This is a genomic window from Actinoplanes awajinensis subsp. mycoplanecinus (genome assembly GCF_001509495.1).
GTDB lineage: Bacteria > Actinomycetota > Actinomycetes > Mycobacteriales > Micromonosporaceae > Actinoplanes > Actinoplanes palleronii.
On the sequence record NZ_LLZH01000015.1, the window covers coordinates 1 to 26,809 of the forward strand.

The 26,809-nt window shown below is 70.4% G+C and carries 28 protein-coding genes and 1 pseudogene; 19 read left to right on the forward strand and 10 right to left on the reverse strand.

Annotated elements, in window-relative coordinates:
* Window positions 1-15: 15 nt before the first annotated feature.
* Window positions 16-546, reverse strand: coding sequence for a hypothetical protein (locus tag ADL15_RS05080; protein WP_157441174.1), 531 nt, complete (start codon window positions 544-546; stop codon window positions 16-18).
* Window positions 547-664: 118 nt separating this feature from the next.
* Between ADL15_RS05080 and ADL15_RS05085 the strand changes: the two genes are divergently transcribed.
* Window positions 665-1,060: a MerR family transcriptional regulator gene (locus ADL15_RS05085; protein WP_067685431.1), complete on the forward strand. Its 396-nt coding sequence runs from the start codon at window positions 665-667 to the stop codon at window positions 1,058-1,060.
* 106 nt (window positions 1,061-1,166) lie between these two features.
* On the forward strand, window positions 1,167-2,090 hold the full coding sequence (locus ADL15_RS05090; RefSeq protein ID WP_067685432.1) for an NADP-dependent oxidoreductase: 924 nt from the start codon (window positions 1,167-1,169) through the stop codon (window positions 2,088-2,090).
* A gap of 41 nt (window positions 2,091-2,131) precedes the next feature.
* Here the strand turns inward: ADL15_RS05090 and ADL15_RS05095 are convergent, their stop codons facing one another.
* Window positions 2,132-2,587 carry a YkvA family protein gene (locus ADL15_RS05095; RefSeq protein ID WP_198170559.1) on the reverse strand — a complete coding sequence of 152 codons (456 nt, stop codon included), beginning with the start codon at window positions 2,585-2,587 and terminating at the stop codon, window positions 2,132-2,134.
* 595 nt (window positions 2,588-3,182) lie between these two features.
* Between ADL15_RS05095 and ADL15_RS05105 the strand changes: the two genes are divergently transcribed.
* From ADL15_RS05105 to ADL15_RS05150, 11 genes are all read left to right on the forward strand, one after another.
* Window positions 3,183-3,668 carry an Asp23/Gls24 family envelope stress response protein gene (locus ADL15_RS05105; protein WP_067685434.1) on the forward strand — a complete coding sequence of 162 codons (486 nt, stop codon included), beginning with the start codon at window positions 3,183-3,185 and terminating at the stop codon, window positions 3,666-3,668.
* Window positions 3,665-4,027 (forward strand): hypothetical protein, encoded by a 363-nt coding sequence (locus ADL15_RS05110; protein WP_067685435.1) that lies wholly within the window; start codon window positions 3,665-3,667, stop codon window positions 4,025-4,027. The genes ADL15_RS05105 and ADL15_RS05110 overlap by 4 nt, the downstream gene beginning before the upstream one ends.
* The gene (locus tag ADL15_RS05115) at window positions 4,024-4,206 is read left to right on the forward strand and encodes a hypothetical protein (RefSeq protein WP_067685436.1); all 183 of its coding nucleotides are present in this window, start codon (window positions 4,024-4,026) and stop codon (window positions 4,204-4,206) included. The genes ADL15_RS05110 and ADL15_RS05115 overlap by 4 nt, the downstream gene beginning before the upstream one ends.
* Complete coding sequence (locus tag ADL15_RS05120) at window positions 4,203-4,634, forward strand: Asp23/Gls24 family envelope stress response protein (protein ID WP_083970924.1); 432 nt, start codon at window positions 4,203-4,205, stop codon at window positions 4,632-4,634. The genes ADL15_RS05115 and ADL15_RS05120 overlap by 4 nt, the downstream gene beginning before the upstream one ends.
* Complete coding sequence (locus ADL15_RS05125; protein WP_067685437.1) at window positions 4,631-5,167, forward strand: DUF6286 domain-containing protein; 537 nt, start codon at window positions 4,631-4,633, stop codon at window positions 5,165-5,167. The genes ADL15_RS05120 and ADL15_RS05125 overlap by 4 nt, the downstream gene beginning before the upstream one ends.
* Entirely contained in the window at window positions 5,164-5,742 is a 579-nt protein-coding gene (locus tag ADL15_RS05130; RefSeq protein WP_157441175.1) for an Asp23/Gls24 family envelope stress response protein, read from the forward strand. Before ADL15_RS05125 ends, ADL15_RS05130 begins: the two co-directional genes overlap by 4 nt.
* 558 nt (window positions 5,743-6,300) lie before the next feature.
* Window positions 6,301-6,756 (forward strand): universal stress protein, encoded by a 456-nt coding sequence (locus ADL15_RS05135; RefSeq protein WP_067685439.1) that lies wholly within the window; start codon window positions 6,301-6,303, stop codon window positions 6,754-6,756.
* Between the two features lie 131 nt (window positions 6,757-6,887).
* Window positions 6,888-7,193: a GAF domain-containing protein gene (locus ADL15_RS55000; RefSeq protein WP_232343906.1), complete on the forward strand. Its 306-nt coding sequence runs from the start codon at window positions 6,888-6,890 to the stop codon at window positions 7,191-7,193.
* Window positions 7,194-7,336: 143 nt separating this feature from the next.
* Window positions 7,337-7,630 (forward strand): ANTAR domain-containing protein, encoded by a 294-nt coding sequence (locus ADL15_RS55005; RefSeq protein ID WP_232343907.1) that lies wholly within the window; start codon window positions 7,337-7,339, stop codon window positions 7,628-7,630.
* Between the two features lie 116 nt (window positions 7,631-7,746).
* Window positions 7,747-8,841 (forward strand): GAF domain-containing protein, encoded by a 1,095-nt coding sequence (locus ADL15_RS05145; protein WP_067685440.1) that lies wholly within the window; start codon window positions 7,747-7,749, stop codon window positions 8,839-8,841.
* 160 nt (window positions 8,842-9,001) lie between these two features.
* On the forward strand, window positions 9,002-9,364 hold the full coding sequence (locus ADL15_RS05150) for an STAS domain-containing protein (RefSeq protein ID WP_067685441.1): 363 nt from the start codon (window positions 9,002-9,004) through the stop codon (window positions 9,362-9,364).
* 90 nt (window positions 9,365-9,454) lie between these two features.
* On the opposite strand, the gene ADL15_RS51055 is transcribed toward ADL15_RS05150, so the two are convergent.
* Complete coding sequence (locus tag ADL15_RS51055; RefSeq protein ID WP_198170561.1) at window positions 9,455-9,637, reverse strand: hypothetical protein; 183 nt, start codon at window positions 9,635-9,637, stop codon at window positions 9,455-9,457.
* A 19-nt stretch (window positions 9,638-9,656) separates the two neighbouring features.
* A complete protein-coding gene (locus ADL15_RS56345; RefSeq protein WP_269748306.1) occupies window positions 9,657-9,785 on the reverse strand; it encodes a hypothetical protein in 129 nt (42 codons plus the stop codon).
* A gap of 621 nt (window positions 9,786-10,406) precedes the next feature.
* On the opposite strand from ADL15_RS56345, the gene ADL15_RS05155 reads away from it, so the two are divergent.
* The gene (locus ADL15_RS05155) at window positions 10,407-11,078 is read left to right on the forward strand and encodes a BON domain-containing protein (protein ID WP_067685442.1); all 672 of its coding nucleotides are present in this window, start codon (window positions 10,407-10,409) and stop codon (window positions 11,076-11,078) included.
* A gap of 361 nt (window positions 11,079-11,439) precedes the next feature.
* Here the strand turns inward: ADL15_RS05155 and ADL15_RS53955 are convergent, their stop codons facing one another.
* From ADL15_RS53955 to ADL15_RS05165, 3 genes and pseudogenes are all read right to left on the reverse strand, one after another.
* Window positions 11,440-12,537 (reverse strand): alkaline phosphatase D family protein, encoded by a 1,098-nt coding sequence (locus tag ADL15_RS53955; RefSeq protein ID WP_338025517.1) that lies wholly within the window; start codon window positions 12,535-12,537, stop codon window positions 11,440-11,442.
* 142 nt (window positions 12,538-12,679) lie between these two features.
* Window positions 12,680-13,000: pseudogene (locus ADL15_RS55010) on the reverse strand (PhoD-like phosphatase N-terminal domain-containing protein); the annotation flags it as partial.
* A gap of 290 nt (window positions 13,001-13,290) precedes the next feature.
* Window positions 13,291-13,767, reverse strand: a complete 477-nt coding sequence (locus ADL15_RS05165; RefSeq protein WP_067685443.1) for a VOC family protein — start codon at window positions 13,765-13,767, stop codon at window positions 13,291-13,293.
* A 165-nt stretch (window positions 13,768-13,932) separates the two neighbouring features.
* Between ADL15_RS05165 and ADL15_RS05170 the strand changes: the two genes are divergently transcribed.
* From ADL15_RS05170 to ADL15_RS05185, 4 genes are all read left to right on the forward strand, one after another.
* On the forward strand, window positions 13,933-14,427 hold the full coding sequence (locus tag ADL15_RS05170) for a MarR family winged helix-turn-helix transcriptional regulator (RefSeq protein WP_067685453.1): 495 nt from the start codon (window positions 13,933-13,935) through the stop codon (window positions 14,425-14,427).
* 410 nt (window positions 14,428-14,837) lie between these two features.
* On the forward strand, window positions 14,838-19,430 hold the full coding sequence (locus tag ADL15_RS05175; RefSeq protein WP_067685444.1) for a DUF6531 domain-containing protein: 4,593 nt from the start codon (window positions 14,838-14,840) through the stop codon (window positions 19,428-19,430).
* A 28-nt stretch (window positions 19,431-19,458) separates the two neighbouring features.
* Window positions 19,459-20,556, forward strand: coding sequence for a hypothetical protein (locus ADL15_RS05180; RefSeq protein WP_067685445.1), 1,098 nt, complete (start codon window positions 19,459-19,461; stop codon window positions 20,554-20,556).
* Window positions 20,553-21,662, forward strand: coding sequence for an NHL repeat-containing protein (locus ADL15_RS05185; RefSeq protein WP_157441177.1), 1,110 nt, complete (start codon window positions 20,553-20,555; stop codon window positions 21,660-21,662). The genes ADL15_RS05180 and ADL15_RS05185 overlap by 4 nt, the downstream gene beginning before the upstream one ends.
* A 32-nt stretch (window positions 21,663-21,694) precedes the next feature.
* Here ADL15_RS05185 and gntF read toward each other — a convergent pair whose 3' ends face one another.
* A complete protein-coding gene (gene gntF, locus ADL15_RS05190; RefSeq protein ID WP_232343908.1) occupies window positions 21,695-22,984 on the reverse strand; it encodes a guanitoxin biosynthesis pre-guanitoxin forming N-methyltransferase GntF in 1,290 nt (429 codons plus the stop codon).
* Between the two features lie 130 nt (window positions 22,985-23,114).
* Window positions 23,115-25,247, reverse strand: coding sequence for an MMPL family transporter (locus ADL15_RS05195; RefSeq protein ID WP_067685448.1), 2,133 nt, complete (start codon window positions 25,245-25,247; stop codon window positions 23,115-23,117).
* A 97-nt stretch (window positions 25,248-25,344) separates the two neighbouring features.
* Here ADL15_RS05195 and ADL15_RS05200 point away from each other — a divergent pair, with 97 nt between their 5' ends.
* A complete protein-coding gene (locus ADL15_RS05200; RefSeq protein WP_067685449.1) occupies window positions 25,345-25,878 on the forward strand; it encodes a MarR family winged helix-turn-helix transcriptional regulator in 534 nt (177 codons plus the stop codon).
* 107 nt (window positions 25,879-25,985) lie between these two features.
* Here the strand turns inward: ADL15_RS05200 and ADL15_RS05205 are convergent, their stop codons facing one another.
* Entirely contained in the window at window positions 25,986-26,645 is a 660-nt protein-coding gene (locus tag ADL15_RS05205) for a hypothetical protein (RefSeq protein WP_067685450.1), read from the reverse strand.
* Between the last annotated feature and the right edge of the window lie 164 nt (window positions 26,646-26,809).

The window sequence follows — 26,809 nt, forward strand, 5'->3', positions numbered from 1 at the left end:
TATCTCATGCCTTATCTAGACACGAGACCCAAACCAATGTGAATCACTCGAAACGGCGATATGGACTCCAGAGTGACCCTGACCAGCAAAGGTCAGTAACAGCGTCCTGTCCCGCTCAAGGTAGCCATGCTGACGATCCGCCACAGAAGCCAACTCGGCCCACGAAATGCCTGGCCCCTCAAGCGCACCCTCGATGACAGCAATGCGGATGTACCGCTCCCTCAGACCACCCGCGAACAGGAAATCGATCCCGCCGTCCTCGACGAAGTTGCGATAGATGAGCGCCAGCCGAGCGCCGCCTCCCGCATCGACGCTGAACACCGGCCAGCCCGCGGGATCTGTCAGCTCCTCGTAGGTAGCCCGGATTGCCGAGAGCGGCTCGTCAAACATCTCGGCCAGCTCATCGTCGAGATCCGCCTCCAGCGAGGGCCCCAAGTGCGCAGCCCAGAACCCCGAACGGTCCAGCAACGCCGAGCCGTCGCGCGCCAGACCCGGCCCATCGGGGTCGTCAGGTCCATGATCGTCAAATCCAGGAAGATCCACCACGTCACCATGCTGACAGCCAGCAGCGATCAAGCACGAACAAGTGGGACCAGAACCAACGGTGAACGGAGCCGCTGCCGGGGCTCCGAGCCCCGGAGCACCCGCGCGTAGCCTTGCGGGGATGCGGATCGGTGAGCTTTCCCAGCGTACGGGTGTGAGCGCGCGCTCACTGCGGTACTACGAGGAGCAGGGACTGCTGAGCAGCTCACGCTCCGGCGCCGGGCAGCGGCACTATTCCGAGGACGAGGTCGCGCGCGTGACGCTGATCCGGCAGCTGTTCGACGCGGGCATGTCCAGCCGGGTGATCGCGTCGGTGCTGCCGTGCGTGGATGTCCCGAGTGACCCGGACGTCACCGCGTCGGCGTTCGTGACGATGACGCGTGAGCGCGACCGGATCGACGCCGACATCGCGCACCTGGTCGAGACCCGGGATGCGCTCGACGTGCTGATCGGGATCAACCGGCGGCACTGGGCGGAGCTGTCCACCGCTGCGGAGGCGGTGACACCGGCGGCCTGATGCTGTGACCCGTGACTCAGCCGGTTGCCCTTCACATCGGTGTCAGCAGTGAGGATCGCTGCAGAGCCCGGAACGGTCCGGGCCGGTCACGCGAAGGCGGCAAAAAATGGGACAGGCATGGGGATTCGGCAGTTATGGCGGGCCCGAGGTCCAGGAGCTCTTCGAGCGTCCCGACCCGGTCCCCGGCAGCGGCGAGGTGCTGATCCGGGTCGAGGTGGCCGGCGTGAATCCGCTTGATCACCTCGTACGCTCAGGTCTTGTCCCTGGTCTTGACGGCGGACGTCCGTTTCCCCTGGTGCTGGGGATGGAGGCGGCCGGAACCGTTCTCGCTCGGGGTGAGGGTGTCGAGGGGCTCGAGGTGGGTGACGCGGTCTTCGGGTTCGCGCTCACCGGTGGCGGCACTTATGCCGAGACGACGGTGCTGTCCGCGCCGAACACCGCGCGCATCCCGGCGGGCCTGTCCGCGGCCGTGGCGGCGACGCTGCCGGTGGCCGGGACGACCGCGGTGGATGCGCTCGACCAGCTCGGCCTCCCGGCCGGTGCCACGATCCTGGTCAACGGGGTCGGGGGCGGGGTCGGCCTGCTCGTCGCCCGGCTGGCCGTCGAGCGCGACCTGCGGGTGATCGGCATCGGCAGCACCGCCAAGCGCGAGCCCGCCGAGGCCGTCGGGGTGCGGTTCGTCGACTACACCGCCGGGGACGTCGTCGCCGCGGCCCGCGAGCTCGCCCCGGACGGCGTCGACGGGATCGTCGACCTGGTCGGCGGCACGTCGCTGCGGGCGGTCGCCCCGCTGGCCAAGGATCCGCGCACCGTCATCGCCGTGGGTGACATGTCGGTGGCCGAGATCGGTGGGCGTTTCGTCGAGCGGCGCCTGGACCGCGAGAACCTGGAGCGGACCGCCCGGCTGGCGCTCGACGGCGTCCTCACCCCCGCGATCACCGCGGTGCATCCGCTGTCCGACGCTCCGGCCGCCCTCGCCGCCGTCGAGAACGGTCACACTTCCGGCAAAGTGATCATCAAGGTGGGGTGAGCCGGCCGGCCGCCTCACCCGCTTCACCCGCCGAGGCCGCCTCACCCGCCAAGGCCGGTGAGACCGGTGAGGCGGCTGAGCGCGGCGAAGCCCTCGTCGGTCCCGGGCCAGTGCCGGCGGACGGCGTCGACACCGGCCCGGCGCACCGTGGACCGCAGGACCGCGGTGACGATGATGGCATCGTCGGCATACCCGAGCACCGGAATGAAGTCGGGGATCAGGTCGAACGGGAACGCCAGGTAGGCCAGGAGCGCACCGATGCGGATCCGGACACCGCGCGGCAACTGCTGGTCGGCGGCGAGACGACGCAGCAACCGCAGCAGATCGGGCAACAGGCGAAGAGCCTCCTTGAGGTTTGCGCGATCAGGCCGGGCGACCAACAGGGCGATCAGCAGAGCGAGCCAGACCACCAGCAGCGCGACACCGGCGCCGATCAGGGTCTGCCACCACCAGGCCATGTGCTGTTCCCCCGCGGCCGTCAACAACAGGTTCACCATGCAACGCTCCTCGGTCCGGGCACCCGTCCCGACGGTAGCCCGCCGGCCGGGCCGCATAACTGTCCATAATGGGTCGAGCACCGATCCTTCAGGGCGATGCCATTACGCTACGAGGGTAATTCCGGGCGCGCGGATTCCCCGAAGGTGAATAGCCTGGCGGCAGGTGACATGTGCCCGCCGCCAGATGAGCTGATCAGGCGTACGCTGACGATATCGCTCCGGTCCCCGGCGATCCGGTGCTCCCGTTTCATCGACATGTCGAGACGCCACTGGGGTATCGCGAGCCGGGTGATGAGCCGTCGATCGGGCGCCGATTTCCGGCGGAAGCCGGTCAGCGACAACGGCAAGTACACCGCCAGGAATTCATCCTCATCGCGATATGCCCGCGGCCGTCTCACCCCGCGGCATCTGCTCGGCGGCAATGCGAAGGAACGTGGATGCGGCTCCCCACCGCGGCCGTGGCGACAACCTGCCCAAGGGGACTTCGCCCGGAACCGTCGAGTACCGAACCACTGCGCCACCAACCGCAGCGAATGGCGCTGCACCGAACCGCAGGCGCCCGACGACGCCACATCCTTAAGGAGCACGTGTTCCGATGACAACGACACTGACCAAGAACGAGTCGGCCGCACCGGCGACTCCCGCCCGCAATACCGCTACCGCGCCGGCTCCGCCGCGCCAGAGCCGGCTCAACACCGCTGAAGGCAAGATCATAATTGCCGAGAACGTCGTGCAGAAAATTGCCGGAATAGCCTGCCGTGAGGTGTCCGGCGTCCATGCGATGGGCAGTGGCAGCACCCGTGCATTCGGCGCGATCCGCGAGCGGATACCGGGCAGCAACGGCCCGAACATCGCCCAGGGCGTCGGCGTCGAGGTCGGCGAGACCGAAGCCGCCGTCGACCTGGACGTCGTCGTCCAATACGGGATCAGCATCGCCGATCTCGGCCGCAGCATCCAGCGCAACGTCAAGACCTCGATCGAGCGGATGACCGGCCTCAACGTCGTCGAGGTCAACGTCAGCGTCGACGACGTCCACATGCCGGAAGCTCCCGAGGACCGCCCCGAGTCCCGCGTCTCATGACAGTCACCGCCGCGGCCGGACCGTATGACGCGATCGTCGGCGGGGTCGACGTCGACCTCGTCGCCGCCGCGGTGCGCGGCTGCCCGGCCGTGGCGGGCCTGGTCGCCGGCCCGCCGGGCGGCGTGACCACCTATCTGCCCGGCCGCCGGGTCAACGGCATCACCGTCACCGCCGACACGGTGCTGATCCAGGTCCGTGGCCGCTGGGAGCCGGTCACCGAACTCGCCGCGCAGGTCCGCCTCGCGGCGAGCGAACTCGCACCCCTGCACCGCGTCGACGTGATCGTCGCCGACATCGAAGAGCCGCCGCCGGCCCGGGTGTCGCCGTGCGGGAACAGTCTGGAGAGGAGAACATCATGAACCGCATGTTCCTGGGCACCGTCGTCGGCTTGGCGCTGGGCTTCGCGCTCGCGTTCGGCGGTCTCGGACAGATGCTCATCGTGGCTCTGTTCGGCGGCATCGGCTTCGCCGTCGCGCAGGTATCGGCCGGCGAGGTCGACCTCGCCGGATACCTGCAGGGCCGGCGGATCCGTCGATGACCGCACCCGCCGGGCAGGCCCCACGCATCGGGCACCCGACGTCGGCAGGCGACAGCGAACCCGGGCACATCGTCATCGCCGATCGGGTCGTGGAGAAGATCGCCGCTCAGGCCGTCCTCGAGATCCCCGACGCCGGCGGCGCCGCACCACGGGTGTTCGGTCACGCGATCCCCGGCGCCGGGCACCTCGGCATCCGGCGTACCGGCCTGCATCAGGCGCCGAAAGCCGCCGCGGACATCGACGGCGGGACCGTCTACCTGGACCTGGCCATCAGCACCCGCTGGCCCGCCCCGGTCGCCGAGGTCACCACCCGGGTGCGCGACCACGTCCGAGCCCGGATCCACGACCTGACCGGGCTGACCGTCGCCGAGATCCGCATCACGGTCACCGGGCTGATCACCGGCAACGGCGAGGGCGTACGGCCATGAGAGTCGTCAACCGGCTGCTCGCTGTGCTACTCGCCATCGGTGTCGTCCTCGCCGCAGCCGTCACGGTGCTCGAGGTGAGCGCCCAACGCGCCAACCACCGCCCCCTGGTCCTGAACTGGCCCGGCGTCTACGACTGGGCGACCCGAACCACCTGGGGTGCGGCTCCGGTCCTGCTGCTCAGCATCGGTCTGACGGTGACCGGAGTGCTCCTGCTTGCCACGCAGCTCACACCACGACGCCCGGACCGACTGCCGATCTCCTGTTCACATCCCGCCACCGATGCCGCCATCACCCGCAGCGGCCTGGCGCGCAGCCTGCGGCGAGCCGTCACCGAGGTCGACGGCGTCAGCCAGGCCCGCGTCACGGTCAGGCGACGCCGTGCCCGCATCCGTGTCACCGCGCGCGCCGGCGCGGCCTCGGACACCGGGGCACTGCGTACGACCTTGACCGAGGCTGCCCGGCGACAGCTCGACGCACTCGGCCTGACCCGGCCACCGGCCCTGTCGGTCAAGGTCACCGCACCGGAGCGATGATGTACGCCGACCGTACCAACCGCGCCCTGCTCACCCTGCTCGGCACGTCGCTGCTCGCTGCCGGCACCGCCGGGGTCCTGGCCGGCACCGAGGTCTTCGGTTCTCACCTCGCCGGCCGATATCTGACCGACAACCCGATCGCCCGGTACGTCGGTGACAACAGCATCTGGTTCTGGCCGGTGATCGCCCTGGCCGGCGTGATCGCGGCCGGCCTCGCGCTGCGCTGGCTCATCGCCGTGCTGACACCACCGGCACGCGCCGGCGACATCGTCATCGCCGGCGACCGGGCCGACGGTCCGACGACACTGAACGCCGGCACCCTCGCCGACGCCGTCACCACCGAGATCGACTCGTACCGGGGAATCGACGCCAGCCACGCCGGCGTCTACGGAAGCCCCACCGATCCCCGGCTCGCGATAACCGTACGGACCAGCAGTGACGCGGACATCGCCGCCGTACGGCACCACATCGAGGACGACGCCCTCACCCACGTCCGCCATGTCCTCAACCGCCCGGACCTACCCGTCATCCTCGACATCGCGGTCGGGAAGCGCCACACCAGCCGAGTCTCCTGAGCCCCGGCCGTCCCTGAGTGTGCTGCCCGGCACCGTTCGACACGGCTCCCTCCCGCCGCGGCCGGACGCGGGGTGGGTCCGGAAGTGTGCGCAACGCACCCGCCGGTCACCAGCCGCCTGAAATGCGCGTACGGTAAGGGCGTCGCCCTGGACCCCGGTGGCCGCGAGTTCGCCGCCGACCGCTCCCGCCAGCGTGGATGGCGGTTCCGAGCCCTCTTGCCGAAGCACGCAATGAGGATGGATCACCGCGCGGTGGGCCGTCCGATCCATCCAGGGACCACGCAGAACGCGCTGCGGGACGTGGCCATGACAAATCCGAAGAAATGTGAGTGCGATGGTCGCCATCGCCGACGATCACGGAATCTCTGATCCGGTCATTCCGGCCTCGACCGACTGTCCGGGCAGCCACCGCAGCGTTGTGCACGCTTCTGATGTGGACCGCCGCCCTGCCGCCTGCGAGCCCGGTCGGCCGGGGGCGCGCACGCCGTCCCGCCAATCCAGAAGATTCCTCGGGCCCGCCGATGGCGACAACGGGCTCCACATGATCAGGAGTTCGACATGATCGATCAGGAACGGGTAGCCGACCGGCGCATCGTCGTCGGAGTCGACGGTTCCGCCGGTTCGAAAAGAGCGTTGTGCTGGGCGCTCGGGCAGGCGCGGATGTCCGGGGCATCCGTCGAGGCCGTCGCCGCATGGCAGGTTCCGCCCATGTACGCCTATGCCTACGGGTGGGCGCCCACCGGTATCGATGACGCCGGGATCGTCACCTTCGCGGAGAAGGCTCTGGCCGAAACAGTGGCCGAGGTACTGGGCAAGGAGCAACACCCGATACCGGTCACCACCCGGGTCGTGGAGGGTCCGGCGGCGCAGGTGCTGCTGGCTGCCGGCAACGGCGCTCAGATGCTGGTCGTCGGCAGCCGCGGGCACGGCGCCTTCGCCGGGATGATGCTCGGCTCGGTCAGTCAGCACTGCGTCCAGCATGCCGCGTGCCCCACGGCCGTCATTCCGGCATAGGGTCGCCGGCTCGGTGTTCCGGTGGCCGCTCGTCTCCCGGCCGCCACCGGGCCACGCCCTTGCCCCGGCAGGCCCTGGACCTGCTCACCTCGATCCACCGAACGACCTACCGCATGACGAGGGTGAATGACGTGACCGAAACCCACCTGGCGGACGTACTCGTGACATTGGCCGACACGCTCGTCGACGACTTCGACGTGATCGCCTTCCTGCACGGCCTCACCGAACATTGTGTGGAGCTGCTGGGCGTCTCCGCCGCCGGGCTGCTGCTCGCCGACGGTCAAGGCACTCTGCAACTGGTCGCCGCCTCATCGGCACGGACCCGGTTGCCGGAGCTGTTCCGGCCGCAAGCCGACCAAGGCCCGTGCCTGGACTGCTACCACAGCGGAGCACCGGTATCGGTCCCCGATCTGCCTCGATCCTATCGGTGGCCCTAATTCACCGCGGCTGCCGCGGAAGCCGGCTTCGCCGCCGTGTACGCGCTCCCGATGCGCCTGCGCACCACCATCATCGGCGCCCTCAACCTTTCGACACCGCACCCGGCGCGCTGCCCCCGGAGAAGCTGCGGATCGGCCGAGCCATGGCCGACGTCGCCACGATAGGACTACTGCAGCAACGCGCCATCCAGGACGGGAACGTCCTCAGCCGGCAACTTCAGCATGCGCTCGACAGCCGGATCTTGATCGAACAGGCCAAGGGCGTTCTCGCTGAACGACTCCAGATCAGCATGGATGCCGCGTTCATCACCATGCGCGCCGGCGCCCGCCACCAGAACCAGCGCCTGTCCGCCCTCGCCGAGACGATCATCAGCGGATCCGACCGGACCACCCCGGCGTCCCCCGGCGCCCACACCACCACGCGACATCGGGCGTAGCATCACGTCCAAGGAGTAGCGCCGCTCCGCCGGAGCAGGATCTGAACACCCTCCGCGCGAAACATGCCTCCTGCCTCCAGACCCCGGGCCGGGTTCCATCCGCCTGGGGGTTAGCCATGACCGACCGCACACCACATCGCAGCGTCATCACCGTGGCCACACCGGTCCGCACCCACCGTGCGGATACCTCGGCAGGGAGTGGGCCGGCTCCCGGTCACACGTACTCCGGGAGTCCGGCGAGCGCCGGACAGCTGCCCGCGGCCGGATTCCCTGCCCGCCAGCCGCCGGCGCCGTCGTTTCCCGGTGTTCCGATCCAGATCGGGGTACCGGCGTTCGGCAGTCCGTACCCCGCCGGCAACACCGATGCCGAGACGTTCCGGGCCGACGACGAAGAACTGGTGACGGTGCTGGCGGCGGTCGCCGGCGGCGCTACAGCGCTGTTGCACGAGTCTCGCCGACGCCAGCAGTGGCAGGCCGCGATGACGGAGCTGTCCACCGCCGTGCTGGGCAACGACGATCCGGTCGGTTTCGCGCTGCCGCAGATCGTCGCCCACGCGACCAGCGCATCGTCCGCCGCCGGAGTGTGCGTCTGCGTACCCGCAGGGCAGCCGGACATGTTGCTGGTCGCCGCGGGCGGCGGCGTCTACACCGACAGCATCGGTACCACCTTCTCCACCGCAGGATCCGTCTACGCCGACGCGCTCGCCGACCGTAGACCCGCTGTCGTCGCCGACTGGTACGCGAGACCCGGCGCGGATGGACAGCTTCTCGACGGAGTCGGGCCGGCGGTGGCGCTGCCGATGCGTAGCGACGCTGCGGTCACCGGTGTGCTGTTCGTGTGCAACCAGCGCGCCGCTCCCCGTTTCGACGCCCTGGACCTCGAGCTCTTCGGCGGTTACGCCCGCCACGCCGCCCTGGTCATGCAACTGGCCCTGGCTCGACACGACAATGTGCAGCTGCGGCTGAGCGACGATCGCCAGCAGATCGGTGACGACCTGCACCACCACGTGCTGCACCGCGTGTCCCGGCTCGGTATCGACCTGCACGGCATCGCTGCTCGCCTGCACGACAGCACCGCCCAGGCCACGATCATGAACGCCATCGACGACACCGACACGATCATCCGCGAACTGCGTTCCGCGATCTTCTCCCTGCATCGCCTCGAACCGGTCCGGCCCGGCGCCATCCGGCATCCCCCAGCAGCCGAGTGAAAGCCGGTGCGGGACCGGGTACGCACCTCCCGCTGTGCGGCTGTCGACAGCTCCCGCCCGCGCCGGGCCGCATCGGCACTGCCACACCTCGACTCATGACGACGGGCCCGGACCCTGCTCGATCGCCCTCGCCCGCAGAAGTCATCAGTCCGGAGGACCCATGTCCATCACGCCGCGGGTGTCATCACCCGCTCAGCTCAGCCTGCAGACGACGAACCCGGCAGCGGGCATCGTCCACATCGCCGTCGCCGGCGAGATCGACCTCAACAACACCGGAGAACTCCGAGCGCAACTGTTCGACGCCCTCCGCACACGACGTCCGCACCACATCGCCGTCGACCTCGCCGGGGTGAGGTTCATCGACTGCGGTGGCCTCGCTGTCCTCATCCTGCTCAGCCAGGCAGCCCTGAGCAGCGGCTGCTGCTTGGAGTTCACCGACCCACCAGCTTTCCTCCTGCGCATGCTCAAGGAGACCGGGACGCTCAGCATCCTCACCGTTCATCCGACGGGGCCCCACGCGTAGCCGGCCGGCTCGCCACAGCGGACCACAAGCAGCACGGCGGCCGCCCGCTCCGGCGCCCTCCTGGCCCGGCGAGGGGCCTCCGGCACACCGTCAGCGACGCTGCCCGCTCCCGAGCATCATGAACTGACACGAGCCGTCATGATGTCTGCGCAACCTGCACGTGTCTCCGGTGGGCAGATGCACCCGGCCGCATTCACCCCGCTGAGCCAGATCCTCGTTGATGGACGGGATGTGCAGTGCCGGCCGATCGCCGCGATCGAGATTCTTGTTCACCAGGTCCTCCTCGGGTAGATCAGATGGTGGGGTGGGTGCGCCGGTCGCCGACTCCCCCGATGGTCCGGCCGGTGGACAGCCGTGGGGTGTGCGAGCCGTCCACGGTGGCGGGGACCTCGATGGTCGCGCTCGACGGCAGGGCCGCCACCTCGAGTGCGGTCGTCGTCAGCCACGCCGCGGACAGCGCCTCGCCATCACACGCCCCGGCGAGCCGCCGGATTCGATGAGGTGAGCGGCACGCGAGGACAGCTGCGATCTCGTCGGCATGAAAGCTCCTGCCACGGGGCGACATGTCAGCCACCAGGGTCCGGAGCAACCATCCGAACCCTACGCTTGTCCCGCGCCGTCGCTCAGTACTACACCGTCTTCCGACTCGGCCGGGCCGGCATCCGGGCCGTCCGGCAGACCTCCCGCGACGGCTCTGGCCGGCAAGAAGGGTGGCGGCGATGCGGGCTGCGCTGACGAGAAGCGCGGCACCGCCCGGCGGGCGTACAGTCGATGTGCCGCTCTGGTCCCCGGTGGCCGCCGACCCGCCGCCGCGCATTCCCCTCGACCGAGGCGAACGCGACCGAACGTCCTCGCCATGCTGCACACGTCGCCATTTCCGCCATGACGGCACGGGCATTGCCAATCGCCGTTTTCACCGCATTGATGGCTGCGCGACTCCGTTCGGACCGTCGCTCCCTCCTGCGCTGGCACCGCGACCGAATCCGTAGGAATGAAACAGATTTTGTCCGCAACCTCATTTCGAAGAGAAAAGGAAAAAGCCATGACCCAGACACTGCACAGGACCGATGAACAACTCAAGGCCGCGGTGACCGACGAACTGAAGTGGAGCACCCCCGGTGTGAGTGACACGAACGTCGGAGTCGCGGTCAACCACGGCGCGGTCACCCTGTCCGGAGAGGTGGAGAGCTGGCCTGAGAAACAACTCGCGGAACACGCGGCATTACGCGTACGCGGGGTCACCGCCGTGGCGGAGGACATCACCGTGCGCAACAGCTGGTCAGGAATAAACGACACCGACATCGCACGGGAAGCCGGCGAGGCATTCGCCCGTTCCGTCACTGTCCCGGCCGAGACGGTGACGGCGACCGTCCACAAGCACGTCATCACCCTCAATGGCGAGGTTGCCTGGCACTACCAGCGGGAGGCCGCCGAAGAAGCCGTCCGCCACCTCAAAGGTGTCCTCCAGGTCTTCAACGCCATCACACTCAAGCCCGTCGCATCGCCGACCGACGTCAAGGCGGTCATCAATGCCGCGCTGGCGCGAACCGCCCAGGCCGAAGGTCGCGACATCACGGTGAACGTCAACCACGCCGGTCATGTCATGCTCGAAGGAACCGTGCATTCCTGGGCAGAACGGCGCGAGGTAGAACGCGCAGCGTGGTCGGCACCGGGCGTCACCGACCTCACCAACGCTCTCGAGATCCACTACTGACCGCCGCGACGGCGGGCCGCAGGCCGTAGTCGGCCTGCGGCTCCCCGTGAAAGATCATGATGGTGGCGACCGACTCCTCACTTTCGGTCCGCACGGGGTGCGGTGCGCAGAACACATCAGGGGTACGCGGTGACCGGCCCGGTCCGGCACCCCCTTGCGTACGATGCAAGGGTTGCCCTGCCCGTCGCGCAAGCGGAACAGCGGGCCGGTGACCCGGGCGGTGTCGGCTGCCGACAGCGGGAGCCGGGTGGGCTCGGCAGCCCACCGGCCGGGCACGCCGAGAGCGCCGCGATGGCGGCGGCGATGTGGGTCGACCCGCAGGTGGTGGCCCGGATCGGCTACCGGTCGTGGACCGGCGGGACTAGCTTTTCAGCAGTGTGGATGTGCCGGATTCGACGGTGTACGAGGCGGTGGTGCTGACCGGCGCCTCCCGCACGGCGATCGTCTCGACCGTGCGTGCGTCGGTGCGCCACTCGTGGTGGTTGACCGTGCAGCGCAGGTATCCGCGGCGGGAACCGTCGAAATACCGCACGTGCGGGTTCAGGACGGGGTTGGTCGCCTTGATCGGCGCGTCCAAGGCGGCGGGAAAGTCGGAGCTCACCGAGGTGGCCGTGAACTCGACCGCCACGGAGGGCTGCTCCGGCCGATCGAAGTCAAGCTTCAGCTCGCTGAACCAGCTGGAGTGGATGTCGCCGGCGAGGACCACCGGGTTGGCGACCTTCGCATCGTGCAGGTGCTGCAGCAGCCGGGTGCGCTGCGGCGCGTAGCCGTCCCACTGGTCGAGGTTGGCCAGGGTGGTCGGCCCGGCGCCGGACGGGTTGGGGAACTTGATGCGGCTCATCATCACCTGCTGGGCGATGACATTCCAGCGGGCGGGGCTGCGGTCGAGGCCGTGGAGCAGCCACCGCTCCTGGTCCTCGCCGGTCAGCGTGCCGGTCGTGTTCGCGAGCCCGGCCTCGGCCGGGCCGAAGTCGCCGGGGAAGCCGCCGGGCTGGTCGGTCCGGTACTGCCGGGTGTCGAGCACGTTGAACCGCACCAGCCGCCCGTAGTCGAAGCGGCGGAAGATGCGCAGGTCAGCGCGGCCGGGGCGCAGGTCGGCGCGGATCGGCATGTGCTCGTAGTACGCCTGGTACGCGGCCGCCCGCTGCTTCGCGAACTGCGCCGGCGTCTGCAGCTTGGCGCCGGTGTCATCGATCTCGTCGACCAGAGTGGCGTAGTTGTTCTCGGTCTCGTGGTCGTCCCAGGTCACGATCCACGGGAACGCCGCGTGGGCCGCCTGCAACGCCGGGTCACCCTTGTACTGCACGTGCCGGGCCCGGTAGTCGTCGAGCGTGACGAGCTGGTCGAGGCCGAGGGTCTGCGGGGTGGTGTGCCGGCGATCGGCGTACGCGCTGTCCGGGTCGTACTCGTAGATGTAGTCGCCCAGGTGGAAGACGACGTCGAGGTCCTCGGCCGCCAGTCCCCCAGTAGGCGGGCCAGTAGCCGTTCTGGAGGTCCTGGCAGTTGACGATGCCGAAGCGCAGCGCGCTGCCCGGGAACGCGGTCTTGGTCCGGCCGGTGGGGCTGATCCGTCCCAGCGCCCGGAAACGGTAGAAGTACTCGCGGCCGGCGTGCAGGCCGCGGGCGTCGACGTGCACCGAGTGCGCGAGTTCGGGACGCGCGTACGTGCGGCCCGAGCGGACGACCCGCCGGAAGTGCTCGTCGTGGGCGATCTGCCAGTCGACCTCGACGGCCCTGTTCGGCAGGCCGCCGGCCTTGATGAGGCGGGTCCACAGGATCACGGCGTCGGGCAGCGGGTCACCGCTGGCCACACCGAGGGGAAAGAGGTCGGCTGGCGCGGACGCGTACGCGGCGCCACCCGGCAGGGCGATGGCGCTCGCGGCGATGGCGGCGCCGGAGAGAAGCTGACGACGAGTTGGCATGCCGATCAGCCAATCCGCCGCCCATGACGACAGGGTGACGCCGGAGTGGATGCCACACTACCCATTGACGGCTTTGCCTGGCCGGCCATGAGCGTGCGTGCCGTCGGCCGGTGAAGCGAGGTGCCGGCCCCAGGTTTGATGGAGAGCTCGCTATTGCGGCAGTTCCTGCCGAACGAGGATTTCAACCCTCAGTCCCTGGCCGCCGCCTCGGTGATCGCATTGATGACGGGCATGCGAGACATGGAGCGCACGGCGTAACAGCGGGCGGATCCCCACGACCTGCACAGCCGTCACGGACTCACCCGCCGACCAGCCGGTTCGGCCGGGCCGGCGCCCTCGGAACATGGCGGGGCGTCCAGCAGCGCGGAGTGGGTGCGGTAGTTCACCTCGATGTCGAGGCCGTCGCCCAGGGGGCAGTAGAACGCGGTCCAGGTCGCTCCCCAGACCTGGAATCCGTCGCTGATCGCGCCGGGGTTCAGGCCGGCCGCGGTGAGTTCGGCGTGTTTGGTGTAGACGGCTTCGCGGGACTGCTGGATGAGACCGAAGTGGAAGCCCTTCGGGTACGCGGACCCGCCGCCCGGTACCGGATCGATCTGGGTGATGACGAACTCGGAGCCGTCGCTCCCGGCGACGGCGGCGAAGGAACCGCCACCGAACGCGGCGGGCGCGCGGCCCGTGTCGATGATCCGGTAGCCGAAGTGGGTGACGAGTGTGCCAGCGAGAGCGGTGACGTCGCTGGCGCAGAGGTTGATGTGGTTGAGACCCATGCTGGTGCCCGCTTTCAGGAGAAGAAGTCCCGCGTGCCGTCACGCGAGGTCACGCGCATTTCCTCCTGTCGTCTTGCTTTCCCTCAAAGTAGTTTTGCGGAAAAGATACTTTGTCGATCTGATATTTTGCAACCCGGACGGAGAGGGTGATGCGTGAGCGACGACATGACGGACCGACGGGCGCATGAGGTCATCGAGGGCCTCCGTGGACTGGCCGCGGCGCAGAGCGAACTGGGGCGCGTGTTCGCGCGGAGCATGCGCATGCACGGCACCGACGCGGTCGCGATCGTGGAGATCATCAGCGCGGAGGGCCGGGGTGAGCCGCTGACGCCCGCGCGCCTCGCCGAACGGATCGGGCTCACCACCGGCGCGACCTCGATCCTGCTGAACCGGCTCGAGCAGGCGGGCCACGTCGTGCGGACCCGTGAGCACAGCGACCGGCGGGTGGTCACGTTGCGCTCCACGCCCGGCATCCACGCCGCGGCCACCGCGTTCCACGAACCGCTGAGCCGGCTGCTCGGCACCGTGCTCGGCGACTACTCCCCCGCCGACCTGGACCGCATCGACTCGGTCGTCAGCCGGATGCGGTCGACGATGCACACCTACATGAGCGAGCTGGACCCGCCGGATCGGTCACCAGCGCCCGACCCCCGGCACTGAGCACGACACCGGCCGGCACCGCGACCGCCCGCCTGAAGTAGAGCCCCGCGCCGCCGCCGGCGCGGGGCAGGCGTCGCGCGTGGGGTCTCGCCTTCGCTACGGCCGCAGGCTCGGCGTCGAGTGGCCGAGTCCCACCTGGACCGTCGGCTCGTGCGGGCTCGGATGATCGGACATAAATCAGCAGACGTCGATCTCATCTCGATGCGAGACCGGCGCCCGAACCAGGAAATTAACGGCTTCCGCCACTGCACACCGGGCGCAGCGCGGGGACAAGACATCGACAATCTTCGGTGTAACGTCCGCCAGGATCAGCGGTCGCGCGACCCTCGCCGGCCGCGGCCTTTGCGCCTTCGGGGGAGGACATGAAGCGACGATTGTGGATAACTGCTGCCCTGGCAACGCTACTGACCTTGAATCTCGCGGTCGGGCGGGCCTACGCGGCCCCGCTGGTGGACCGCCCGGCTGCGGAACTGTTCGGCTCCGATGCGGTCTTCGGCATCGCCGGCAGCGGCGTCAACTCCGCCACCGGCAACTACTCGCTCTCGGCGTCGGACCTGGACTTTCCGGCCGGGCTCCTGCACTGGGGCCGCACCTACAATGCGCTCGACGACACGACCGGGCCGTTCGGCAAGGGCTGGACCGCCGATCTCAGTGCCCACCTCGTCGCCGAGGACGACGGCAGCGTGCGCTACCACGCCGACGACGGACGGGTGCTCACCTTCGCGCCGGCCTCCGGCGGTGGCTACACCCGGCCGCAGGACTTCGACGCCGACCTGACCCACAACGCGGACGGCACCTACAGCCTGCGGGGCCTGTCCGGTGACATCTGGGCCTTCGGCGCCGACGGCCGCGGCACCTCCCGGTCGTCGCAGGGCGTCCGGATCACCTTCGGCTACGACGCTCAGGGCCGGCTCCTGACCGCCACCCAGTCGTCCGGCCCGAGCCTGGCCATCACCTACACCGATGACCTGATCACCCAGGTCACCACCGGCGACCAGCGCTCGGTCGTCTACGCGTACGACAACGGCTTCCTCACCTCCGTGACCGGACCGACCGGAGTGATCGCCAACTACACCGCCGACGGCGGGCGCCTCGGCGACATCCGCGACGGCGAGGACCGGCTGGTCGTCACGAACCAGTACGACAGTGCCGGCCGGGTGACCCGCCAGGAGTACGGCTCCGGCGGCGACGCCACGTTCGTCTACGACCTCGACGCCGGCACCACCGTGGTGACCGCCACCGACGGCGCCAAGGCGACCTACCACCACGACACCACCGGGCACCTGACCTCGATCGACGACCCGGGCGGCGGCAGCATCACGCAGACCTTCGACGCCAGCGGCCGGATCACCACCGTGCACACCGCCGGCGGGCTGGACATCGCCCTGGCCTACGACGCCCGCGGCAACGTGCTGAGCCGCAGCATCGCCGACAGCGTCACCCGCTACGAGTACGACACCCTCGACCGGGTCGTCACGACGACCGACGCCACCGACGCGGTCACCCGGTACGCCTACAACGGCGACGACCGCGCCCCGTCGCGGATCACCGACCCGCTCGGCGCGGTCAGCACCAACACCGTGGTCGACGGACTGGTCACCGAGGCCACCGACGCGGCCGGCGCGGTCACCCGGTACGCCTACGACGCCGGGCGCCACCTGATCGAGCTGACCGACCCGGCCGGCGGGATCACCCGCTACGGCTACGACCAGGTCGGCCGCCCGACCGAGGTCACCACCCCGCTCGGCCTGACCACCAGGTACGCCTACGACGGTTCCGGCCGGGTCACCGCGGCCACCGATCCCGGCGGATCGGTCACCAAGTACCGCTACTCCACGGCCGGGCTGCTGCTCGACACCACCGACCCGAACGGCGCGGTCACCAAGAACAGCTACGACACCAACGGCCGGCTCGCCACGGTCGCCGACCCGCTGGACAACCGCACCAGCTACACCTACGGCGCGAACGGCCAGGTGGCCACCGTGACCGACCCGATCGGGGGTGTGGAGAAGTTCAGCTACGACCCGTTCGGCAGGGTCGCCCAGGCGACCACCCCGAGTGGGAACACCGTCAGCTACACCTACGACGCCGACGGCAACCAGACCAAACGCGACGCTCCGGCGGGCACCACCAAGAACACGTACGACAGCCGGGGCCTGCTCACCTCCTCCACCGACGCGATGGGCCGCACCACCACCTACGCGTACGACGCCAACGCCCGCCTGATCGCGGTGACCGACCCGATGGGCAACGTGAGCCGCACCTCGTACGACGCGGCCGGCCACGTGCTCACCCGCACCGACCCGAGCGGCGCGGTCACCCGGTACACCTACGACAAGGTGGGCCGCCCGCTGACCACCACCACCCCGCTCGGGCACGTCACCACCTACGGTTACGACGCGAACGGGCGCCTGACCACGGTCACCGACCCGCTCGGCGGGGTCACCCGCTACACCTACGACGCGGACGGCCGGCGCAACTCGCAGACCTCCGCGGCGGGCCTGGTCAGCCGGTCCGAGTTCGACAAGAACGGTCGTCTGGTCAAGGCGACCGGCCCGCGCGGCGGCGTCACCACCTACCAGTACGACGCCAAGGGCAACCAGATCGCGTCGACCGACCCGACCGGTGCGGTCAAGCACCTGACGTACGACGCGAAGGGCCGGCTCACCACGAGCAGCAACGCCAACGGTGAGACCACCGCCTACACCTACGACGGCGCCGGCAACCTGCTCACGATCACCGAGCCGAGCGGTTCGGTCACCACGTACACCTACGACAAGGCCGGCCGGCAGACCTCGTCCACCGACCCGCTCCACCGGGTCACCAAGCAGGCCTTCGACGCGTCCGGCAACCTGGCCGCGGTCACCGACCCGGACGGCAAGACCCTGCGGATGAGCTACGACGCGGTCGGTGAGCTGCTGACCCGGACCGGGGACGACGGCAAGGTCCAGTCGTTCACGTACGACGCGGACGGCCGCCGGACCAGCATGACCGACGCGACCGGGACCACCACCTACACCTACACCGCGAACAGCCGGGTCTCCGGGTTCACCGAACCGAACAAGGAGGCGTACGCCCTCACCTACGACGCGGACGGCAACCGGACCAGTCTGCGGTACCCGGACAAGCTCACGGTCACATACTCCTACGACGCGGGCAGCCGCCTGGTCGGGGTGGACGACCCGCGGGCCGGGCGGACCGCGTACACGGTGAACCCGGACGGTCAGGTGCTCAAAGCCGACCTGCCGGCCGGCGTGGTGCGCACCTACGGCTACGACGGCGGCATGCTCGTCAAGTACAAGCAGTTCGGCGGCCTGTCGGTCGCGCAGGACACCACGCTGGACCGCGACGGCGACGGACGGGTGGTCCAGCAGAGCGACTTCGGCGTCAGCACCAGGTTCGCCTACGACCCGGCCGGCCGGCTGGTCAAAGACGGCACCACGAGCTACACGTACGACGTCAACGGCAACCGCACCAAGGTCTCCCGGCCCGGCCTGGACACCGTCCTGCGGTACGACGCCGCCGACCAGCTGATCTCGACCGACACCGGGCTCAAGCACACCGACTACACCTACGACGCGGCCGGGCGCCTGACCGGTCGCGCGAGCCCCGGCCACGAGGTCCGCACCGAGTACGACTCGTTCGGCAAGCCGGTCGTGCGCAAGACCACCCACCTGCTGCTCACCACGGTGGAGAAGTCGGTCTACAACGGCGACGGCCTGCTCACCAGCATCGGCCCGGACAAGGGGCCGAAGACCACGTTCCAGTGGAGCGTCGGCGAACAGACCCCGCAGGTGCTGCGCGAGGACGGCAAAACCGATTTTGTGTACGGTGCCGGCCGGATCTCGGCCGACACCACGCTCGGAGCGGTCACGTTCTCCGAGGACGCCTACGGCTCGACGCTGTGGACGCTGCCCACCGCCGCGTGGGCGCTGGCGGCCAGGTACGACGCGTTCGGCAACCCGGACATCGCCGGGCTGCCCACGGCGGACGGCCCGCGCTTCGGCTACCGCGGTGAACTGTCGGCCGGCGCCCAGTCGGTCTACCTGCGAGCCCGCTGGTACTCCCCCGCGGAGGGCAGGTTCGACTCCCGCGACCCGCTGTCGGTGCTGATCGGCTCGTCGCGTCCGGCCAGCCCGTACCCGTACGCGAACGACAACCCGCTGAACATGGTCGACCCGCTCGGCCGGATCGCGCTGTTCGACTTCCTCTCCCAGCTCGTCATCGGGCTGCAAGGACTCAGCGGGTGGCAGAACTGCTGGGAGAACCCGGACCCGGGCAACTCGCTGTCCCGGCACCAGAAGTGCTTCCAGGGCAAGGGGCCGCTGTGGACCCGGGGCTGGGGTTTCAAGTCCGACTGCCTGTCCGGGGTGGAGGACTGCCTCAACGACACCTGGAACTCGGGTGCGCAGGAGAAGGCGGCGCACGCGCTGGCGATCAACGAACTCGCCCGGCAGTACGAGACCGGGTGGCAGCGGTTCAAGGACGACCAGCTCGGCTTCGGGGTGACGATGAGCAAACAGATCGACTGGGAGGTCGGTGACAACCCGGGTGTGCCGGGCGTCGACCCGGACATCGGCTACCAGGGCTTCCGGATCGACATCGTGACCAAGGAGAAGAACATCTACGAGGTCAAGCGGTACAAGGGCGAAGAGACCCGGACCGAAGTGGACAACCAGCTGCAGCGTTACCAGGACACCGGGCTGCACTGGTACGACATCGTCTGGGAGCGCGGCACCGAGCTGCAGCAGTGGGCGTCCACCTTCCCGGTGTACCCGCACTGGTACACGATCTTCCCGACCGAGGTCTATGTTTGGGGGCTCGGTCTGCCGGCCGGGCACGTGTACTTCACCGACGACGGCGACAAGGTTCCGGCCGGCGTGCGGACCAAGGGCGACCTGAACGAGGACAACGGCAACAGCGAGGCGGAGAACGGGGTCTTCGGCTGCGGCTTCTGCATCCCGATCCCGATCATCCCGGAGGTCCCGCTGGTACCGGTCTAGGCCCACCGACTCCCCAGGAGGATCCAGCATGGTCAGCGTCGAACCGGGTCTGACCCGCCGGTGGCGCAGCGGCAGCAACGCGGTGCTGCTGGTGCGTTCGCCGGAAGATCCGGACCGGGTCCGGGCGGCGCTGACCGCCGGGCTGGCCGACATCGCCGCGCTCGGCCCGGCGTTCGCGCCGGAACCGATCGCGGTGCCGGCCGGCCACCTCATGATCATTGATTTCGGCACCCGCCCGCCGTCGAGGTTCGCCACCGTGCCCGACCTGATCGCGGGCCGGCTCGTCGCGGCCGGCATCACCGACGCGGCGATCACCACCCCGGGCAGGATCGGTGACCGGTACGCGGTGGTCACCGGGCTCGGGCCGATCGCCCGGGCCTGGCTGCGCGGTCCGGTCGGCCGGCCGCTCGGTGACGCGCCGCGCGGCGCCGGGGACCTGCTGCGGATCGCGGCCGGCTGGGTGCGGGACACCGCGCCCGGCCTGCCGCCCCGGGGTGTCGTCGTCTCGGCCGAGGTCGAGCTGGCCTGGCCCGGTGTGGTGGACGCGCTGCTCCCGGCCCTGCGCACCGGCGCCCCGGTCTCCGTCGTGGCCAGCGACTTCGCCACCACCGCGACGGTGGCCGCGGTGGCCGGCACCCTGGGTGGCACGGTCAAACAGGCCACGCTCACCGCCGCCGGCCAGGACGTCACCCTGGCCATGCGCGCTCAGCGCGACCTCGCCCGGGCCGAAGCCGAGCGCCTGGCCTGGGCCGGCGTCGAAGCGGCACCGACCGCTCGCGACGCGCTCTCCACCCACTGGGAGGGCCGCCGGCCCGGCGGCGAGCACGTGCCCGACCTGATCGTGCCGGCCGCGATGTGGTTCCAGGTGCTCTCGCCCGGCCATCTGGCCCGGCTGGGCGGCCCGCCGCCCGGTGCCGAGCCGCTCGGCGCGGGCCGGGTCGGGCTGACCGTCGGCGAGCCGGAGCAGTGGCTGCCCGGCCACCCCGACGAGGCCGGGGTGCGGGCCCGTGCCGGGCAGCTGCTGGCCGCCTGCCTGGTCGACGAGGACACCGGGCTGCGGCTGATGCGGGAGCGGCTCACCGCGGCGCGGGCCCGCGACACCGACGGCTTCTTCCCCGGCCGATGAGGCGTCACCGCAGCGGCGCGCTCGTCGTGGTCCTGGCGCTGGCCGTGAGCCTGCCGGCCGGCTGCCGGCGCGCCGGGCCGACCGACGGTTGCCCGCCCGGCGAGGTGGCGCCGGTCGTCTCGGGCCCGCCGCCGAGCACACCGGGCACACCCGAGGCGCTGTGGGTGGCCGATCGGAACGGGTCGCTGCGCGCCGTCGACTCCCGCACCGACCGGCTGAGCGCGACGATCGCGCTGCGCCCGTCCGTGGCGATGCTGATGGCGGCCGGTGGCGGCCGGCTGTTCACCTACGCGCTCGACCGTGGCGACGTGACCGTCGTCGATCCGGTCACGGCCCGCGTCGTCGGGCACGCCGGCGTGCACGCGGCCCGGCCGTTCGCACAGAATCGCCTGGTCTTCGCGCACCGGGCGCTGTGGATCGCCCAGCCCGGCCGGTTGTGGCGGATCTCCCCGGCGGCGCGCGTGAGCTCGTCACCGCTGCCGGCCGGGTTCACCCCGGCCGGGCTGGTCGGCGACGGCCGCTGGCTGTGGCTCACCGACGGGCGCGGCCTGCTGCGCGTCGACCCGGCGGCCCCGGCGCACACCGTGGCGGTCCCGCTCGCCGAGGGCGTCGCGCAGCTCGTGCCCGGCCTCTACGCCAGCGGCGTGAACTCGGCCACGGTGCGCCGGCTCGACCCGGACACCGGCCGCCAGGTGCAGGCCGTCGACCTCGGCGAACCGGTGCTGTCGCTGGTCGGCTCCGGTGCCGACGTGTGGGCGACCGGCACCTGCGGCACCCTGACCCGGCTCGCCGACCGGCACGGTGTGCGGGTCTCCGACGTCTCGCAGGACCTGCCCTCGGTCGAGGCCTCCGGTTCGCTCTGGGTGGGCGACGAGGTCCGCTCCCAGGTGGTCCGCGTCGACGCCGCGACCGGAGCGGTGCTGGCCCGTACCCCGTTCACCGCCGCCGATCCGGACGACCCGGCCTTCGTCCTGGTGGCCGGGCGATCCACGATCTGGGTGGTCGACCGCCACGTCTCGCGCGCCGACCCGGCCACGAATGTGATCACCCGGGTGCTGCCGGACGCCGATCCGCTCGCGGTCGCGGTCGCGGCGCCACCGCGCTGAGCGGCCGCCGGGTCGCGGGCGGTGGCGTCCGGTCAGGCGCGGCGGGCCCGGCAGAGCAGGATCGCGGCGTAACCGTGTGCACCGTGCTGGGCCGTCGGGATGACCTCGATCCCCTCCTCGTGCAGCGGTTCGAAGTCGGGGCGCAGGGCCCCGCGCAGGTCGCGTTCGTCGATGTCGGCGCCCGGGAAGGTCTTGCCGCCGACCGTGTAGCCGCGGCACCGGCGCAGCGCCGCGGTGAGGAACAGGCCGCCGGGCTGGACCAGGCCGGTGATGTGCCGCATGAACAGCTGCCACGTGGCCCGGTCGCCGGTCGCCGAGTCCGCGCAGTAGGCACTGACCACTGTCGGGTAACTCCGGTTCAGTGGACGAGGGTGGCGGGCGTCCACCCGTACCAATGTGGTGATCTTTGCCCGGGTGAGGTCTTCGCGCGCGGTCACCTCGGCGTCGGTCGGCCAGGGGTTGCCCTCGCACTGCAGGGTGTACCGGACGAACGGCCGCCAGTCGTGGGCGCCCGGTGCCCGCTCGATCCACCGCTGGATCTCGGCCAGGTTCTCCGGAAGGTAGTCGCCCAGATGGATCTCGGATGCCGTCTCGGCGCACGCGAACACGTGGTGCAGGGTGGGCCCGGTCCCGAAGTAGAGGATCGGCTGGTCCCGTTCGGCCTGGCGCAGCGCGTCGACCAGGAACGCGATGGTGGCGATCTCGTCCGGTTCGACCGTGCGGTAGTAGTCGGTGAGGTACTCCCCCGGCACCCAGTCGGTGTCGAACGACGCGTGCCTGCGGTGACGGCCCAGGACGGTCCGGGTGAGGCGGGCGAGCGCGCCCTCGTAGAACGCGGCGCCGAGGTTGGCACCGCCGAGGAAGATCAGCGCCTGATCGGTGGTGATCGCCTCGGTCGCGACGGCGGCGCCGAACGCGGCCAGGTAGTACGGCACCTCCTTGGCGATCTCGGTGCCGGTGTAGGCCACGGCGGCGGCCAGCCGGGCGGCGCGCCCGGCACCGAAGCGGCGGCGGGTGAGGTCGTATGCCAGCTTGGACAGCACGTTGGTGCTCGTCCCGGTCGCCGCCAGCAGGCTGCCGTTCGCCTGCAGGCCGGCGCGCAGCCCGAACACCCAGGCCGCGTAGCTCACCAGCAGGAACACCACCACCGATCGGTGACCGAGGTCGGCGAGCAACCCGGAGGCGACCAGACCGGCGCCGACGGCCGCCGCCCAGGCGTCCAGCGCGTAGGTGGACGCCGCGGTGGCCGCCAGGCTCACGGCCCAGGCGGCGGCCGGCGACATCGTCGAAGTCCGGCGACCCGGATGGTGCGCTGCACCCATCGTTCCTCCTGACGGAAGGTTCGTCATGGAGAGGACGGACGACGCCTGATGCGTACGTCCCCTTGCCGACAGCGCGAGCGACCGGGGACGGCCTCAGCCTGGACCAGCGCCTGCTCGGGTGTTTCCTTCGTCAGTGCGCGTTCTGGGGTCGGACCAGCCGGTGCGCGGTGGCGGGGAGTTCGACGTCCGGCTTCAGCGGGGAGGGTGCGACCCGGAGGATGCGGGCGATCCCGGCCGGCAGCCACCAGTTGTAGGTGCCGAGAAGCGACACCATGGCCGGCACCAGCAAGGCCCGGACGACTGTCGCGTCCAGCAGGATGCCCACGCCGAGGGCGGTGGCCAGGATCTTGATGTCGGTCTGCGGTGCCGAGCCCAGGGCGGCGAAGGCGAAGAACAGGATCAGTGCCGCCGAGGTGACCAGGCGTCCGGTCCGGCCGAGGCCGTGCTCGACCGCGTAGGCGGTGGAACCGGTGCGCTCGTACTCCTCGCGCATGCGGTCCAGGATGAACACCTCGTAGTCCATCGACAGGCCGAACAGGAACGCGAAGATCAGCACCGGTAGCCAGAACGTCATGGCTCCGGTGCCGGCGATGCCGAAGACTGCTTGCGAGCCGTTGCCGTCCTGCCAGAACCAGGTGGCGATGCCGAAGGCGGCCGCCACGCTGGCCAGGTTGAGCACCACGGCCTTGAGCGGCAGCAGCAACGATCGGAAGGCTCGCACCAGGAGCACGAAAACGACCAGGGCGATGAGCGCGATCACGTACGGGAGCTTGTCGTACACCGCCCTCTGGAAGTCGATCACCTGCGCGCCGGGTCCCGTCACCCCGGCGTAGCCGGGCAGGTCTCCGGTCACCTCCCGGACGGCGGTCACGACGGTGACGCTCGTGTTGTCCACGGTCTCGTGGTCGGGCACCACCACGACCGCGGTGGCTCCGCTCGCGGCGGGCTCGAGGCGGATCGCCATCCGGACGCCGTCGACGGACCCTGCCGCGTCGGCGAAGGCCTGCGCGTCACCGCCGGGCGCGACCAGCAACGTCACCGGAGTCAGGACGCCGTTGCCCACGCCGCCGGCCCGCAGCGATGTCAGCGTGTCGTGGGCCGCGCCGCTGGAGGCCAGCGACCCGGAGCCCGAGGACCCGATCTGCAGCCCGGACAGCGGGACGATGGCGATCGTCAGTGCGGCGACGGCGGAGCCGGCGGCGATCCAGCGGTAGCGGATCACCCCGCGGGTCCAGGTCAGCCAGGCGGCCGAGGCGTGCTTCTCCTTGCGGAGGCGCGGCCAGTCGACCCGTGGTCCGGCGAGGCTCAGCAGGGCGGGTAGCAGGGTCAGCACCACCAGCGTGCTGATCAGGGGGATGAGCAAACCGCCGAGACCCATGCTGCGGACCAGCGGCACGTTCACCGCGACCAGCGCGACGAGGCTGACGGCCACGGTGATCCCGGAGGCCAGCACCGCCTTGCCCGCCGTGACCATGGCGGTGACGACGGCGTCGTCGCCGGACCTGCCCCGGGCGCGTTCCTCACGCCAGCGCGAGACCACCAGCAGCGAGTAGTCGATCGCCACGCCCAGGCCGATCAGCGCGATCAGGAACTGCACGACGCCCGAGACCTCGGTGACCGTGGTCAGGACCAGCACGGCGAGGAAGGTCGACAGGATCGACACGGCCGCGATCAGCAGCGGCACGAAGGCCAGGAACGAGGCGAAGACGAACAGCAGGACGATCAGGGCACCGGCCGCGCCGATCAAGGTCTCGGCGAGCACACCGGCCCCCTCGTCGGGGTTGGCACCGCCGGCCACCAACTGCTGATAGCTGATCACTGTCGCGTCCAGGCCTCGCGGGAGCGCCGCCGCCGTCACGGTCGACGCGAGGCTCGGCCCCTGCGCCGGCGGTGCGAAGACCAGCAGGAAGGTGCTGCGCCCGTCATCGGTCAGGAACCGCTGGTCCCCGGTGCTGCCGTAGTCGAGCACCTGCCGGCCGGGCAGCGCCCGGAGCGCCGCGGCGACACCGGCCACCTCGGCCCGTTCGATCTTCCTCCCGTCCGGTGCGGTGAGCACCGGAACCGAGGCGGCGCCGCCGTCGATGCCGTAGGCCCGGGCGAGGTCGGCCTGCGTGTCCGACCCTTCCTGGCCGGGCACCGAGAAGTCGGCCGACAACCGGTCGGGCACCCGCGCGGCGGCGAAACCGCCGGCCAGCATGGCGACGATCCAGAAGCCGACCACCCACCATCGACGCCTCAGGACGGCGTGAGCGAATCGTTGCATGGAGGGGCTCCTCAATCGTGAGGCGAGGCGTCACAACTACCTCGCTTCTAAAGTCACTTCAAACTAAAGGAACTCTTGGATCGAGTAAAGTGCGGGCATGGCGGAGCAGCGTGAGGAAGCCGACACCCTCTTCAGCCCTGGTCAGCGCTCCCGGGTGCTGCAGCTGATGCGCGCCTACACCGACGCGCACCTCGAGCACACCCGCCACCTGGCCCGGTCGCTCGGCGTGCATGTGAACGACGCCGTCGCCGTCTCGGAGATCCTGTGGGCCGAGGTCGTCGGCGATCCGCTGACGCCGGTGGGGCTGTCCGACCGCATCGGCCACACCTCGGGCGCCACCACGACCCTGCTGAACCGCCTGGAGACCGCCGGGCTGGTCGTGCGCAGCCGGGAGGACTCCGACCGGCGCATCGTCAGACTCCGGCTGACGCCCGAAGCACGCTCCCGCACCGAGACGTTCCTCGCCCCGACCGGCGAGCAGCTCAATCAGGTCCTCGACGGCTACGACAACGACGCTCTGCGGCAGCTCGAAGGGCTGCTCACCGACATCGTCGCGGTGACCGCCGCCCGCAACGAACACCTGCGCGCGGCCTCCGGCAGGTCGGCCCGGCCATCCGAGGCCGAGAGGTAGTCACCGGATGGGCCGCGAGTGATCAGCCGGGTGGTTCGCACCGGGATCCTGCCGACCGGCCCGACGACGCGGTCGTGGTGGTGGCGCACCCGTGCCGCCGCGGCCCGTCACGTGACGGTGTCACCGCGCTCGGGCCGGCTGCGGTGCCGGATCTGGTCGGTGCGGGCGGTGACGGCGTCGATCTGACCGGTCAGCGCCGGGTGATCGCCCAGGTGCCGCTGGGTCGCGGCGAGCAGGCCGGGCAGGGCCGACGCGTCCGGGTCGCCGAGCGCGTCGTGCAGCCGGGCGAGTGCCTCGCCGGCCGTCGCGTCGAGGTCGGTGAGCGCGGTGATCTGACCGGCCAGCCGGCGCAGGTCAGCGGTGTTGTCATTGGCCCATCGGGCAACGGCCCGGCTCGCGGCGCGGCGGTCCCGCTCGGCCTGCACCCGGGCGTCGCGGGTCGCGTCCGGCTGCTCCGTCGGGGCCGAGGCGCTGCGCAGATATCGACGCTCGGCGGCCTGACGGCTCGCGACGCCCAGCGCGGGGGCCAGCGCCTGCCAGGAGACACCGGCGGCGCGGGCCGCGGCGATCAGCACCGGCTCGAGGCCGGCGAGTTCGCTCTGCGTCCGGCGCAACAACACGAGGGCGTCGAGCAACTCGGCCGGGCTCACCGCGGTGTCGCCGGCGGCCGGTTGCCCGACGTGGGCCGCGGTGGCGGCGAGCGCGGCCGCGGCCGCGGTCAGATCCCAGCGGGTCGCCTCCGCTGCGGGCCCGGGCGTCTCGGTCATCGCCGTCCTCTCCGCACGAACTCTCCCGTGTCATCTTTTCGTTGACATTCCGCTTGTCATCGTTTCGATGACGTGTTAGAAACAAGGTATCGCGCATTGACCCCGTAGTCGAGACCGCAGGAGGTGGGACCATGTTGATGCGCAGCGAACCCTTCACCGAGGTC

Coding starts and splice junctions, on each gene's coding strand:
- ADL15_RS05085 (WP_067685431.1), top strand. CDS start 665: ATGCGGATCGGTGAGCTTTCCCAGCGTACGGGTGTGAGCGCGCGCTCA.
- ADL15_RS05090 (WP_067685432.1), top strand. CDS start 1,167: ATGGGACAGGCATGGGGATTCGGCAGTTATGGCGGGCCCGAGGTCCAG.
- ADL15_RS05095 (WP_198170559.1), bottom strand. CDS start 2,587: ATGGTGAACCTGTTGTTGACGGCCGCGGGGGAACAGCACATGGCCTGG.
- ADL15_RS05105 (WP_067685434.1), top strand. CDS start 3,183: ATGACAACGACACTGACCAAGAACGAGTCGGCCGCACCGGCGACTCCC.
- ADL15_RS05110 (WP_067685435.1), top strand. CDS start 3,665: ATGACAGTCACCGCCGCGGCCGGACCGTATGACGCGATCGTCGGCGGG.
- ADL15_RS05115 (WP_067685436.1), top strand. CDS start 4,024: ATGAACCGCATGTTCCTGGGCACCGTCGTCGGCTTGGCGCTGGGCTTC.
- ADL15_RS05120 (WP_083970924.1), top strand. CDS start 4,203: ATGACCGCACCCGCCGGGCAGGCCCCACGCATCGGGCACCCGACGTCG.
- ADL15_RS05125 (WP_067685437.1), top strand. CDS start 4,631: ATGAGAGTCGTCAACCGGCTGCTCGCTGTGCTACTCGCCATCGGTGTC.
- ADL15_RS05130 (WP_157441175.1), top strand. CDS start 5,164: ATGATGTACGCCGACCGTACCAACCGCGCCCTGCTCACCCTGCTCGGC.
- ADL15_RS05135 (WP_067685439.1), top strand. CDS start 6,301: ATGATCGATCAGGAACGGGTAGCCGACCGGCGCATCGTCGTCGGAGTC.
- ADL15_RS55005 (WP_232343907.1), top strand. CDS start 7,337: ATGGCCGACGTCGCCACGATAGGACTACTGCAGCAACGCGCCATCCAG.
- ADL15_RS05145 (WP_067685440.1), top strand. CDS start 7,747: ATGACCGACCGCACACCACATCGCAGCGTCATCACCGTGGCCACACCG.
- ADL15_RS05150 (WP_067685441.1), top strand. CDS start 9,002: ATGTCCATCACGCCGCGGGTGTCATCACCCGCTCAGCTCAGCCTGCAG.
- ADL15_RS05155 (WP_067685442.1), top strand. CDS start 10,407: ATGACCCAGACACTGCACAGGACCGATGAACAACTCAAGGCCGCGGTG.
- ADL15_RS05165 (WP_067685443.1), bottom strand. CDS start 13,767: ATGGGTCTCAACCACATCAACCTCTGCGCCAGCGACGTCACCGCTCTC.
- ADL15_RS05170 (WP_067685453.1), top strand. CDS start 13,933: ATGACGGACCGACGGGCGCATGAGGTCATCGAGGGCCTCCGTGGACTG.
- ADL15_RS05180 (WP_067685445.1), top strand. CDS start 19,459: ATGGTCAGCGTCGAACCGGGTCTGACCCGCCGGTGGCGCAGCGGCAGC.
- ADL15_RS05185 (WP_157441177.1), top strand. CDS start 20,553: ATGAGGCGTCACCGCAGCGGCGCGCTCGTCGTGGTCCTGGCGCTGGCC.
- gntF (WP_232343908.1), bottom strand. CDS start 22,984: ATGGGTGCAGCGCACCATCCGGGTCGCCGGACTTCGACGATGTCGCCG.
- ADL15_RS05195 (WP_067685448.1), bottom strand. CDS start 25,247: ATGCAACGATTCGCTCACGCCGTCCTGAGGCGTCGATGGTGGGTGGTC.
- ADL15_RS05200 (WP_067685449.1), top strand. CDS start 25,345: ATGGCGGAGCAGCGTGAGGAAGCCGACACCCTCTTCAGCCCTGGTCAG.
- ADL15_RS05205 (WP_067685450.1), bottom strand. CDS start 26,645: ATGACCGAGACGCCCGGGCCCGCAGCGGAGGCGACCCGCTGGGATCTG.